General features: G+C 61.7%; 10 protein-coding genes and 1 pseudogene. 9 read left to right on the top strand and 2 right to left on the bottom strand.

Annotated features, from left to right (window positions below):
* Positions 1-106 precede the first annotated feature (106 nt).
* From ACHPFG_RS03160 to trxC, 6 genes and pseudogenes are all read left to right on the top strand, one after another.
* A pseudogene (locus ACHPFG_RS03160) lies at positions 107-877 on the top strand (MCP four helix bundle domain-containing protein); the annotation flags it as partial.
* Positions 860-1732: a methyl-accepting chemotaxis protein gene (locus ACHPFG_RS03155; RefSeq protein ID WP_371914633.1), complete on the top strand. Its 873-nt coding sequence runs from the start codon at positions 860-862 to the stop codon at positions 1730-1732. The pseudogene ACHPFG_RS03160 and the gene ACHPFG_RS03155, both read left to right, overlap by 18 nt.
* A 233-nt stretch (positions 1733-1965) precedes the next feature.
* Positions 1966-3708 (top strand): potassium/proton antiporter, encoded by a 1743-nt coding sequence (locus ACHPFG_RS03150; protein WP_131696834.1) that lies wholly within the window; start codon positions 1966-1968, stop codon positions 3706-3708.
* 52 nt (positions 3709-3760) lie between these two features.
* Positions 3761-7144: a mechanosensitive channel MscK gene (gene mscK / locus ACHPFG_RS03145; protein ID WP_431701582.1), complete on the top strand. Its 3384-nt coding sequence runs from the start codon at positions 3761-3763 to the stop codon at positions 7142-7144.
* Between the two features lie 48 nt (positions 7145-7192).
* The gene (gene selO, locus ACHPFG_RS03140; protein WP_431701581.1) at positions 7193-8656 is read left to right on the top strand and encodes a protein adenylyltransferase SelO; all 1464 of its coding nucleotides are present in this window, start codon (positions 7193-7195) and stop codon (positions 8654-8656) included.
* 152 nt (positions 8657-8808) lie between these two features.
* The gene (gene trxC / locus ACHPFG_RS03135) at positions 8809-9243 is read left to right on the top strand and encodes a thioredoxin TrxC (protein ID WP_431701580.1); all 435 of its coding nucleotides are present in this window, start codon (positions 8809-8811) and stop codon (positions 9241-9243) included.
* A gap of 88 nt (positions 9244-9331) precedes the next feature.
* Here the strand turns inward: trxC and ACHPFG_RS03130 are convergent, their stop codons facing one another.
* Together ACHPFG_RS03130 and ACHPFG_RS03125 are read right to left on the bottom strand one after the other, a co-directional pair.
* Complete coding sequence (locus tag ACHPFG_RS03130; protein ID WP_145335944.1) at positions 9332-9547, bottom strand: DUF6124 family protein; 216 nt, start codon at positions 9545-9547, stop codon at positions 9332-9334.
* A 469-nt stretch (positions 9548-10016) separates the two neighbouring features.
* Positions 10017-10787, bottom strand: a complete 771-nt coding sequence (locus tag ACHPFG_RS03125) for a ParA family protein (RefSeq protein WP_053139210.1) — start codon at positions 10785-10787, stop codon at positions 10017-10019.
* Positions 10788-11123: 336 nt separating this feature from the next.
* On the opposite strand from ACHPFG_RS03125, the gene ACHPFG_RS03120 reads away from it, so the two are divergent.
* From ACHPFG_RS03120 to ACHPFG_RS03110, 3 genes are read left to right on the top strand one after another with little or no spacing between them, the layout of a single operon-like run.
* Entirely contained in the window at positions 11124-11843 is a 720-nt protein-coding gene (locus ACHPFG_RS03120) for a beta-ketoacyl synthase chain length factor (protein WP_431701579.1), read from the top strand.
* Entirely contained in the window at positions 11819-12631 is an 813-nt protein-coding gene (locus ACHPFG_RS03115) for a lysophospholipid acyltransferase family protein (protein WP_167655581.1), read from the top strand. Before ACHPFG_RS03120 ends, ACHPFG_RS03115 begins: the two co-directional genes overlap by 25 nt.
* A complete protein-coding gene (locus ACHPFG_RS03110; protein ID WP_131696840.1) occupies positions 12609-12878 on the top strand; it encodes a phosphopantetheine-binding protein in 270 nt (89 codons plus the stop codon). The genes ACHPFG_RS03115 and ACHPFG_RS03110 overlap by 23 nt, the downstream gene beginning before the upstream one ends.
* The last annotated feature ends 2 nt before the right edge of the window (positions 12879-12880 follow it).

Below are 12880 nucleotides of genomic sequence, written 5' to 3'. Positions count from 1 at the left end.
ATGCGACAAAAACGCACAGCCCCCTTTAGACTTTAGTCGTAGGTCCGATAGAGAGGCACACCCCGTCTCATGACCGCACGGATTGCGCCTCTCCCAGGATTTTCGCATGTCGCTTCGTAATATGAATATCGCTCCGAGGGCCTTCCTCGGCTTCGCGCTTATTGGCGCGTTGATGTTGTTTCTGGGCGTGTTCGCCCTGAACCAGATGAGCAAGATCCGTGGCGCCACCCAAGACATCACCCAGTCCAGCGTGCCAAGCATTCGCGCCTTGGATGAGTTCACCCAACTGACCCTGCGCCTGCGCGTGCTGTCGTACCGCTTGCTGACCAACCGCGAGCCGGACGTGCAGCAAAAGACCCTGGAAGCCTTCGAACTGCGCAACCAGCAGATCCGCACCGCCCAGGGCGTCTACGAGAAACTGATCGACAGCGGCGAAGAACGCTCGATCTACGACGAATATATGCGCCTGCTTACCCAGTACCAGCAGATTGAAGCGCGTATGAAGAGCCTGTCGCGCGCCAACCAGATCGATGAGCTGCGCAACCTTCTCAACACAGAACTGTTGAACAACTCCGAACAGGTCAACATGGTGCTCAACCGCCTGCTGGACTACAACAACAAGGCCGCCCTGGCCACCAATCAACAGGCCGAAGACCAGTACAACATGGCCTTTGACTGGGTGATTGGCCTGCTGGTGGTCGCCACGGCGCTGACGATGTTGTTCGCCTGGCTGCTGACCCGCAGCATCACCCTGCCGATTTCCCAAGCGCTCGAAGCGGCTGAAGAAGTTGCCGAAGGCAACCTGACGCGGCCGATCAAGGTCGACGGCAATGACGAAGCCGGGCGCCTGTTGGCCGCCATGGCCAAGATGCAGGACAAGCTGCGCGACACCCTGCAACGCATCGCCGGCTCCGCCACGCAACTGGCCTCCGCCGCCGAGGAGCTGAACGCCGTCACCGACGAAAGCGCCCGTGGCCTGACCCGACAAAACAACGAAATCGAACAAGCGGCCACCGCCGTTAACGAGATGACCAGCGCCGTCGAAGAAGTCGCGCGCAATGCGGTGAGCACTTCTGAAGCCTCGCGCAACGCCACCACCTCAGCCGGTGACGGCCGTGACCTGGTGCAAGAGACCGTCAGCGCCATCGAGCGCATGAGCGGCGATGTGCAAGCGACCGCCACGCTGATTGGCGAGCTGGCCAATGAGTCGCGGGATATCGGCAAAGTGCTGGACGTGATTCGCGGCCTGGCCGACCAGACCAACCTGCTGGCCCTGAACGCGGCGATTGAAGCCGCGCGCGCCGGGGAAGCCGGTCGCGGGTTCGCGGTGGTCGCCGATGAAGTGCGGGCGTTGGCCCATCGCACCCAGCAGTCCACCAGCGAGATCGAGCGAATGATCGGCAGTATCCAGGCCGGCACCGAGCACGCGGTGGACTCGATGCGCAACAGCACCGAGCGGGCGGAATCGACGCTGAACATCGCCAAAGGCGCGGGAATGTCGTTGGATACCATCAATACGGCGATTGTCGAGATCAACGAGCGCAACCTGGTCATCGCCAGCGCAGCGGAAGAACAGGCGCAGGTAGCGCGGGAAGTGGACCGCAACCTGGTGAACATTCGTGATCTGTCGGTGCAGTCGGCGACCGGTGCCAGCCAGACCAGTGCGGCCAGCAGTGAGCTGTCGCGCCTGGCGGTGGATTTGAATGGGATGGTCGGCCGCTTCCGCCTCTAACTGCCTGCACTGGCTTGAAATGTGGGAGGGGGCTTGCCCCCGATAGCGGTGGGTCAGTTACAGATAAGCTGACTGACATACCGCCATCGGGGGCAAGCCCCCTCCCACATTCAGATCTGCGCCCGGCGTTAAAAGCTTTTTGACAGCACAGCAATTCAACAGGTTAGAATCCCTGGCACGCAGACTGCATGGTCAGTTTGCGTCCCGTCTTATTTGCTCATGGAGTACTGCCTTTGAATGCGACGACCATCAACAGCCTGTTCTTGATCGGCGCGTTGCTGGTGAGTGCGAGCATTCTGGTGAGTTCTCTTTCCTCGCGCCTGGGCATCCCGATCCTGGTGATCATCCTGGCCGTGGGCATGGTCGCCGGCGTCGATGGCGGCGGCATCATCTTCGACAATTACCCGACTGCCTACCTGGTGGGCAACCTCGCCCTTGCTGTGATCCTGCTCGACGGCGGCTTGCGCACGCGGGTGGCGAGTTTCCGCGTGGCACTCTGGCCGGCATTGTCCCTGGCCACGGTGGGGGTGTTGATTACCACCGGCCTCACCGGCATGGCGGCGGCCTGGCTGTTTGACCTCAATATTATTCAAGGCCTGCTGATCGGTGCGATTGTCGGCTCAACCGACGCCGCAGCCGTATTCTCGCTGCTGGGCGGCAAGGGCTTGAACGAACGGGTGACCGCCAGCCTTGAGATCGAATCCGGCAGCAACGACCCGATGGCGGTGTTCCTCACCGTCACCTTGATCGACATGCTCGCCAGCGGCCAGACCGGCCTGCACTGGAGCCTGCTGACCCACCTGGTGCGCGAGTTCGGCATCGGTGGCATCGTCGGCCTCGGCGGCGGCTGGTTGATGCTGCAGATGGTCAACCGCATCAACCTGGCCACCGGCCTGTACCCGATCCTGGTAATCGCCGGTGGCCTGTTCGTGTTCGCCCTGACCAACGCCCTGCATGGCAGCGGCTTCCTCGCCGTGTACCTGTGCGGCCTGGTGATCGGCAATCGCCCGGTGCGTAGCCGTCATGGCATTTTGCATATGCTCGACGGTATGGCCTGGCTGGCACAGATCGGTATGTTCCTGGTGCTGGGCCTGCTGGTCACGCCCCATGATTTGCTGCCGATTGCCCTGCCGGCCCTGGGCCTGGCGCTGTGGATGATCCTGTTTGCGCGACCGCTGTCGGTGATGGTCGGCCTGCTGCCGTTCAAGGCGTTCCATGGCCGCGAAAAGGCCTTTATCGCCTGGGTCGGCCTGCGTGGCGCGGTCCCCATCATCCTGGCGGTGTTCCCGTTGATGGCGGGCCTGCCCCATGCGCAGCTGTACTTCAACCTGGCGTTCTTTATCGTGCTGGTGTCGCTGCTGGTACAGGGCACCAGCCTGCCGTGGGTGGCCAAGCTGCTGAAAGTGACCGTTCCGCCGGACCCGGCGCCGATCTCCCGCGCCGCCCTGGAAGTGCACGTCACCAGCGAGTGGGAGCTGTTCGTCTACCGCCTGGGCGCAGAAAAATGGTGCATCGGCGCGGCCCTGCGTGAGCTGAAAATGCCCGAAGGCACGCGCATCGCTGCCCTGTTCCGTGGCCAGCAACTGCTCCATCCGTCGGGTAGTACGGTGCTGGAAGTCGGCGATTTGCTCTGCGTGATCGGCCACGAACACAACCTGCCGGCCCTGGGCAAACTGTTCAGCCAGGCACCGCAGCGCGGCCTCGATTTGCGTTTCTTCGGTGACTTCGTACTCGAAGGCGACGCCCAACTGGGCGCGGTTTCGGCGCTGTATGGCCTCAAGCTGGAAGGGATCGACCCGGACATGCCGCTGAGCCGCTTCATCACCCAGAAAGTCGGCGGCGCGCCTGTGGTGGGCGACCAGGTGGAGTGGAACAACACCATCTGGACCGTCGCGGTCATGGACGGGAACAAGATTGGCAAAGTCGGCGTCAGATTCCCCGAAGGAAGTCGCCCGGCCCCCGGACTCTTCCTCTAAACTGCGGGGCGACAGCACGCCCCCGATTCTTCACCTTGCTCGATCGGTCTCTATGCCTACCCTGCGCACTTTTCTCGCCACTGCCCTGCTGGGCCTGACCCTTTGTGTCGGCAGCGTCTACGCCGCCGACCCGCCCAGCGCCGACGCCATCCAGCAAACCCTGGACAAGCTGCCTGATCGCAAGCTGCCCGACGCCGACATGAAGGCGCTGCAGTCGATCCTGCAACAGACCCTGACCTACCTGGGCAACAAGCAGGATTACGAACAGCGCCTGGTCGACCTCAAGCGCCAGTTGGAAGACGCCCCGCGCCAGACCAGCGAGAACCAGCGCGAACTGACCCGGCTCAAGGCCACCAAGATCATTCCGGTCGCCCAGCGCTACGCCACCCTGCCGGTACCGCAGCTCGAGCAACTGCTGGTGCAGCGCACCACCCAGCAAGGCGACCTGCAAAAAGACCTGGCCGAAGCCAACAGCCTGACCATCGCGGCCCAGACCCGCCCCGAGCGTGCCCAGACCGAAATCAGCAGCAGCCAGACGCGCATCCAACAGATCAATTCGACCCTCAAGGCCGGCAAGGACAATGGCAAAGCCCTCAGCGGCGACCAGCGCAACCAGCTGAATGCCGAACTCGCCGCACTGAATGCCCTGATTCCCCTGCGCCGCCAGGAACTGGCCGGCAACAGCCAACTGCAAGACCTGGGCAACAGCCAGCACGACCTGGTGGTGGAAAAGACCGCGCGCCTGGAACAAGAGATCCAGGACCTGCAAACCCTGATCAACCAGAAACGCCTGGCCCAGTCCCAACAGACCGTTACCCAGCAGTCCATCGAAGCGCAAAAGGCCGGCGGCAGCAGCCTGTTGGCCACGGAAAGCGCGGCCAACCTGAAGCTGTCCGACTACCTGCTCAAGAGCACCGACCGCCTCAACGACCTGACCCAGAAGAACCTGCAGACCAAACAGCAACTGGACACCGTGACCCAGAGCGATTCGGCCCTGGACGAGCAGATCAACGTGCTCAAGGGCAGCCTGCTCCTGTCGAAAATTTTGTATAAGCAGAAACAAGCGCTGCCCCGCCTGACCGTGGACCGCGACCTGGCGGACGACATCGCCAACATTCGCCTGTACCAGTTTGAGGTCAACCAACAGCGCGAGCTGATCAGTTCCCCCAGCACCTATGTGGATAACCTGCTGGCCAACCAGCCGCCGGCCGACGTCACCCCGCAACTGCGGCGCACCCTGCTGGAACTGGCGATTACCCGCAGCGACCTGCTGGAGCGCCTGAGCCGTGAGTTGAGCGCGCTGCTCAACGAATCCATCACCCTGCAACTGAACCAGAAACAACTGCTCAGCACCGCCACCACCCTGCGCGCGACGCTCGATGAACAGATGTTCTGGATCCCCAGCAACAAGCCGCTGGACACCGAGTGGCTGGAAACCGTGCCGGCGCACCTGAGCAAGCAAGTCACCACCCTGCCCTGGGCCTCCAGCGTCAGCGAGTTGTACGACGGCCTGACCCAGCGCCCGCTGCTGTTCCTGCCGTTGCTGCTGTTGATCGGCGCGCTGCTGTGGCGACGCAAGGCCCTGTACCAACGCCTGAACAAGGTCCACCTGGACATCGGTCACTTCAAGCGCGATAGCCAGTGGCACACACCGCAAGCCATCTTGATCAATATCCTGCTAGCCATGCCCGTATCGTTGGGCCTGGCGCTGTGCGGCTACGCGCTGCAGATCGACGCCCGCGGGCAAAACGCCAACCTGGGTTCAGCCCTGCTGCAACTGGCCCAGGCGTGGCTGGTGTTCTACACCGCCTACCGCATCCTGGCGCCGGGCGGCGTGGCCGAGTTGCACTTCCGCTGGGAAAAGCCCCAAGTCGAATTCCTCCAAGGCTGGGTGCGCAAACTCGGGCTGGTGGTGCTGGCCCTGGTGGCCGTGGTGGCCATCGCCGAGCACCAACCGGCAGCACTGGCCGACGACGTGCTGGGCATCGCCGTGGTCCTGACCTGCTACGCCCTGATGGCCTGGTTGCTGGGGCGCCTGCTGCTGCACAGCCCGACCCACGAAAAAGCCTCGCTGTTCCGCAAAGCCGTGGGCCTGGTGTTCACCGCGCTGCCGATCGCGCTGTTTATCGCCGTGTGCTTTGGCTACTACTACACCGCGCTCAAGCTCAGCGACCGGTTGATCAACACCCTGTACCTGCTGATGTTCTGGCTGGTCATCGAAGCCACCTTCGTCCGCGGCCTCGGCGTTGCCGCCCGGCGCCTGGCCTATTCCCGCGCCCTGGCCAAACGCCAGGCGGCCAAGGAAGCGGGTGACGGCGAAGCGGTGATCGAAGAACCGACCCTGGACATCGAGCAGGTCAACGAACAGTCCATGCGCCTGATTCGCCTGGCCCTGCTCGGCGGTTTTATCGCCGCGCTGTACTGGGTGTGGTCGGACCTGATCTCGGTGTTTTCGTACCTGGATAACGTCACCCTGTACGAATACACCAGCGGCACCGGTGCCAATATCAGCATGGTGCCGATCAGCATCGGCGACTTGCTTGGCGCGCTGATCATCATCGGCATCACCTTCGCACTGGCGCGTAACCTGCCGGGTTTGCTGGAAGTACTCGTACTGTCCAAGCTCGACCTGGCCCAGGGCAGCGCCTACGCCACCACCACATTGCTGTCTTACGTGATCGCCGGCGTGGGCTTCGTGTCCACACTGTCCACCCTCGGCGTGAGCTGGGACAAGTTGCAGTGGCTGGTCGCCGCGCTGTCGGTGGGCCTGGGCTTCGGGATGCAGGAGATCTTCGCCAACTTCATCTCCGGCATCATGATCCTGTTCGAACGCCCGGTGCGGATCGGCGACACCATCACCATCGGCAACCTGTCGGGTACGGTGAGCAAGATCCGCATCCGCGCCACCACCATCACCGACTTCGACCGCAAGGACATCATTGTCCCCAACAAGACGTTCATTACCGGGCAACTGATCAACTGGTCGCTGACCGACACCATCACCCGCGTCACCCTCAAGCTGGGCGTGGACTACGGCTCCGACCTGGACCTGGTGAAGGAATTGTTGCTCAAGGCCGCGCGAGAAAACCCGAGGGTGTTGAAGGAACCCGAACCCCATGTGTACTTCCTCAACTTCGGCGAAAGTACGCTGGACCACGAACTGCGCATGCACGTGCGCGACCTCGGCGACCGCAACCCGGTGATCGACGAAGTGAACCGCTTTATCAACCGCGAGTTCAAGAACCACCACATCAACATCTCCTTCCGGCAGATGGAGGTGTACCTCAAAAACCTCCACGGCCAGGAATACAAGCTGGTGCCGGTGGAAGACGAGAAGAGAACCATCGTCGGGCCGGCCGAGGCGCAAGATGTGCCAGAGCCGCCGGCGGGCAAAGTGGCGGATGCACCCGAGCCACCACCCAGCAAACTCGACTAAACGCCCTATCCCCAGCAGAATGCTCGGACATTCTGCTGGAGATGGCCGGTGAAAGCCCTCGACGAACTGACCTTCGACAACCGCTTCGCACGCCTGGGCGACGCGTTCTCAACCCACGTATTGCCCGAGCCCCTCGACGAACCGCGCCTGGTGGTGGCAAGCAATGCCGCCATGGCCCTGCTCGACCTAGACCCGGCGGTGGCCGAAACACCGGTGTTTGCCGAGCTGTTCAGCGGCCACAAGCTGTGGGCCGAAGCCGAGCCGCGGGCGATGGTCTACTCCGGGCATCAGTTTGGCGGCTACACCCCGCAGTTGGGCGATGGCCGCGGGTTGCTGCTGGGCGAGGTGTACAACGCGGCCGGCGAACACTGGGATCTGCACCTGAAAGGCGCCGGGATGACGCCCTACTCGCGCATGGGCGATGGCCGCGCGGTGCTGCGCTCGTCAATCCGGGAGTTTTTGGCCTCCGAAGCGCTGCATGCACTGGGCATCCCCAGCAGCCGCGCGTTGTGCGTGATCGGCTCCAGCACCCCGGTCTGGCGGGAGAAGCAGGAACGTGGGGCGATGGTGCTGCGCTTGGCGCCCAGCCATGTCCGCTTTGGTCATTTCGAATATTTCTACTACACCAAGAAGCCCGAACAGCAGGCCGAGTTGGCCGAACACGTGCTGAACCTGCACTACCCCGAGTGCCGGGAACAGCCCGAGCCCTACCTGGCGATGTTCCGCGAAATCGTCGAACGCAACGCCGAGATGATCGCCAAATGGCAGGCCTATGGTTTCTGCCACGGGGTGATGAACACCGACAACATGTCGATCCTGGGCATCACCTTCGACTTCGGGCCGTTTGCGTTTCTCGACGACTTTGACGCGCACTTCATCTGCAACCACTCGGACCATGAAGGGCGCTATTCCTTCAGTAACCAAGTGCCCATCGGCCAGTGGAATCTCAGCGCGCTGGCCCAGGCGCTCACGCCATTTATCAGCGTCGACGCCTTGAAAGAAGCCCTTGGCCTGTATCTGCCGCTGTACCAGGCCCACTACCTGGACCTGATGCGCCGCCGACTGGGGCTGACCACTGCCGAAGACGACGACCAGAAGCTGGTGGAGCAGTTGCTGAAGCTGATGCAGAACAGCGGCGTGGATTACACGCTGTTCTTCCGGCGGCTTGGGGATGAATCGGCGGCGCTGGCGGTGGCGAAGCTGCGCGATGATTTTGTCGACCTCGCCGGTTTTGATGCCTGGGCAGGACTGTACAAGGCTCGTGTTGAGCGGGATGGGGATTACAGCGAGGAACAGCGCCGTGAGCGGATGCACGCAGTGAACCCGCTGTACATCCTGCGTAACTACCTCGCACAGAACGCTATCGCTGCCGCCGAATCAGGCGATTACAGCGAAGTGCGGCGGTTGCATGAGGTGCTTTCCAAACCGTTCGAGGAGCAGGCGGGGATGGAGCAGTACGCGCAACGACCGCCGGATTGGGGCAAGCATTTGGAGATCAGTTGTTCGTCGTAAGAAAGAGAGGCTGTGGCGAGAGAGCTTACTCCCGCAGGGCTGCTGCGCAGCCCAACGCGGGGCAAGCCCGCTCGCCACAGTCATGTATCTATCTTGATAACTATCGGCGCTGACTCCAAATAGAGACTATTGGCCATACTCAGGAGCCCACCATGTCCGACCCTCTCGTTATCCCCTGCCCCCATTGCAATGCCCTCAACCGCATCCCCGGCGAACGCCTGGGTGATACGCCCAAGTGCGGGCGTTGCAAGCAACCGGTTCTACTGAGCAAGCCTTTCGAGCTGAAGCAAGGCGACTACGCCAGTCAGATCAAGGGCGATTTGCCGTTGCTGGTGGACGTGTGGGCCGATTGGTGTGGGCCGTGCAAGTCGTTTGCGCCGGTGTTCGAGCAGGCGGCCGGGCAGTTGGAAGGCAAGTGCCGGTTGGCCAAGCTGGACAGCGAGGCCAACCAGCAGCTGTCGGCGCAACTGGGGATCCGGTCGATCCCCAGTCTGATTCTGTTCAAGAACGGCCGCGAAGTGGCGCGCCAGAGCGGGGCGTTTCCGTTGCCGCAGTTGATGAGTTGGTTGCGTAGCCAGGGGGTGTAACCGGACCTTGAGAACAAGGCTGGACAGTGTGGGAGGGGGCAAGTCGAATCGTCGCACCGCCCCTCCCACATTTGACCGAGTGTTATCTTCAGGCCACGGGGGCTTCGCGGTCCATTATCTGGCCGACCAGCATTACGCCAAGTTCGCTCAATTGGTGGATAGCCAGGGCCACGTCGCGGTGTTCGCCGGTGAGGTCGTTGGACAGGTTGAGTAACAGGGTGCGGACGGAGGAGAAGGTTTCGTAGCTGTTGAGGATGAGGGTTTCGGTGGGGAGGTTGGCTGTAACGGTATAGAGGTTAACCATGGATCGTCTCCGAGTAGTGGAGCCGCAACCGGCCGCTACTAAACGGAGGGTGGCAGCTGTACGCAGGTTAGTAGACCGGGGAGACGCAACCGGCGCGCTCGAAGCGCCCTCCGTACAGCCACCATCAAATTCAGGAAGCTCCTGATCGACGAATTGCCGTACGTCTCACCTCGGGCTACTAAACCCGATCACTGAACATTCAGTGACCGCAGAACCTTAGAGATGCCCATCCAGACGCACAAGCCGGCGGATTCTGGCGTACCTGTAGGCAACGATACAAGCCACACCCCCTCTAGCCAGACCCTTCCTACAGCCTCTGTGGGAAAAATCCAATCCCCGACTGAAATGCAATTCAAATGTGGGAGGGGGCTTGCTCCCGATGGCGGTGAGTCAGTCAAAGTATTCGTGACTGATACACCGCCATCGGGAGCAAGCCCCCTCCCACAGGGATTCTTTGTTGCCTTCGAGGTCAGGCGTTTTCCAGCAGGTTATGCAACTCCACAAATTGCAGAGTGAGCTTGTGCCGTGGGTCCAGGTGGATCAGCGGCTTGTTCTCCTGGTGCGACTCGCGCATGCGTACCGAGCTGGCCAGGTACACCGGCAGCACCGGCAAGCCTTCGGCAATCAACTCATCGAGCATTTGCTGCGGCAGGCTCGCCCGCGCCTGGAACTGGTTGACCACGATACCTTCGACTTCCAGGCCTTCGTTGTGGTCTTCCTTCAATTCTTCGATTTCGGCCAGCAGGCCATACAGGGCCTGGCGCGAGAAGCTGTCGCAATCGAAGGGAATCAGCACACGATCAGCGGCAATCAGCGCCGAAACCGCATAAAAGTTCAGGGCTGGCGGGGTATCCAGGTAGATCCGGTCGTAATCCTCGCTCAGCTCATCCAGCAGCTTTCGCAGCTTGTTGATCTTGTGCTTGGCTTCAAGCTTGGGCTGCAAGTCCGCGAGTTCGGCGGTCGCGGTGATGACGTGCAGGTTGTCGAAGGGTGTTTCGTAGATATCCACCTTGTTCTTCTTCGAAAACGGCCCGGAAGACAGGGTTTGCTTGAAAAAGTCCGCGATCCCCATAGGGATGTCATCGCCGGTCAGCCCGGTGAGGTACTGGGTCGAGTTGGCTTGTGCATCGAGGTCCACCAACAGGGTTCGATAGCCTTCGCTGGCGCTGACCGCCGCCAGGTTGCAGGCAATGCTGGACTTACCAACACCGCCTTTTTGATTGAACACCACGCGCCGCATGGAAAAACCTCCGTGTATCAATGAATGTCCGAGTGTAGAGGGCAAAAGCGCCTGTTAGCTACCTCGTTCATCGATGCATTGCTGCATCGCATCTGCCCTGTCATACGTCGCGGACAAGTGAAAAGGAAGTGTCCGACGATCCAACTTGCCCCCCATTGAAGGACAATCTGTAAATCTTCCCCACTATTTGTAATCGGCCGTGCACATTTCTTTACCAAAGTTTGCTAGAACCCCACGGCACCGGGATAATGCGCGCCATTCGGCGATTGCTCCCTGTCCCGGTATTCGGGGCCAAAAGCCGCACATGGAAGCCCGCAGGGGCGGGATAACTTCTCAGTGATCAACTTCAACATCGCCCAATGGCGTGCCTGGGCTCCTGGCCTGGAAAGCGCGGACGACTGGCACGCCTGGTGCCAGGCCCCGGTGTTGCTGCCTGCCAGCGATGCGTCCCCCGACGTGTCATTCCTGCCGGCCATGCAGCGCCGCCGCCTGAGCCGCCTGGCACGCATGGCATTCAGCGTGGGCTGGCCGTTGGCCGAAGGCCTGCAAGACCTGCCGCTGGTGTTTATTTCCCGGCATGGCGAAACCCCGCGCACCCTGGACATCCTCAGTGACCTGGCCAACGACCAGCCGCTGTCGCCGACCCAATTCAGCCTGTCGGTGCATAACGCGGTGATTGGCCTATGGTCGATCCTGCGCAATGAAACCAGCGAGATGACGGCCCTCGCCGCTGCAGGCGATGGCCTGGAGCACGGCATGCTCGAAGCCGCCGCGCTGCTCAATGAAGGCGCCTCGGCAGTATTGCTCGTGATCACCGAAGAACAGCCACCCGAGGCCTACGCCAGTTGGATCGTTGACGTGCCCTTCCCCTACGCCCTCGGCCTGCTGCTGACACCAGGCGACGAGTGGCAACTGGAACTCACCGCGAGCACTGTCCAACTCACTCAAACCCAGTGGCCCCACGCCCTGAACCTGCTACGCACCCTGCTCACCGAACAGGGCGCCTGCCAACATGCCTGGAAGAACCGTGTATGGAACTGGCAACGCAAGCCGTGAACGAAAAGCCACGGGATGCCTACTACTGGCGCCTGTTCGCCACTGCCGCCAGCTTCTTCGTGTTTGGCGTCGGCGGGTTGTGCCTGCGTTTGCTGGTGTTTCCCTTGCTCAGCTGCCTGCCGGGCAACGTCGAAAGACACCAGCGCCGCGCCCGTCATACCATCAGCAAGCTGTTCTGGTTCTTTATCCGCATGATGCAGCGCGCCGGGGTGCTGACCTACAGCGTCGAAGGCGCCGAAAGGCTCGGCCAGCCGGGCCAGATGATCATCGCCAACCACCCGTCGCTGATTGACGTGGTGTTCCTGATCGGCCTGATGCGCCAAACCAATTGCGTGATCAAGCAGAGCCTGTTTCAAAACCCGTTCACCCGTGGCCCGGTGCGCGACGCGGGCTATATAAGCAACGACGGCAGCGCGGACATGCTCGACGCCGCCGCCGACGCCCTGCGCGAAGGCCAGACGCTGATCATCTTTCCCGAGGGCACCCGCACCACACCCGGCGTGGCGCCCGCCTTTCATCGCGGGGCCGCTGCCATTGCGCTGCGTGGTGCGACAATCATCACCCCGGTGGTGATCAAGGTCAGCCCCACCACCCTGACCAAGGCCGAACCCTGGTATCGCATCCCGAAACGCCGTTTTCACTTCAGTTTGCGGGTGGGTGCCGATATAGAACCACAGGCGTTCGCAACACTGGGGCCCGCGCCCCAGGCCTCACGCAAGCTCAACGATTACCTGCACCACTATTTCATTAAGGAGCTCGCCGAAGATGAGCGACCAACAACGCCTTGAGCACGACATAAAGATGCTGATCATCGAGGCCCTGGGCCTGGAGGACATCAGCGCCGACGACATCGGCAGCGACCAGACCCTGTTCGGCGAAGGCCTGGGCCTGGATTCGGTAGACGCCCTGGAATTGGGCCTGGCGATCCAGAAAACGTACGGCATCAAGATCGATGCCGACGCCAAGGACACACGCGATCACTTCACCAACGTGGCCAGCCTTGCGGCGTTCGTCACGGCCAGACAGGCAGCTTGAGA

This window comes from Pseudomonas sp. BR20, from assembly GCF_050780135.1.
Classification (GTDB): domain Bacteria; phylum Pseudomonadota; class Gammaproteobacteria; order Pseudomonadales; family Pseudomonadaceae; genus Aquipseudomonas.
Note: the sequence above shows the minus strand (reverse complement) of the source record. Positions and strands in the feature narration are given on the sequence as shown.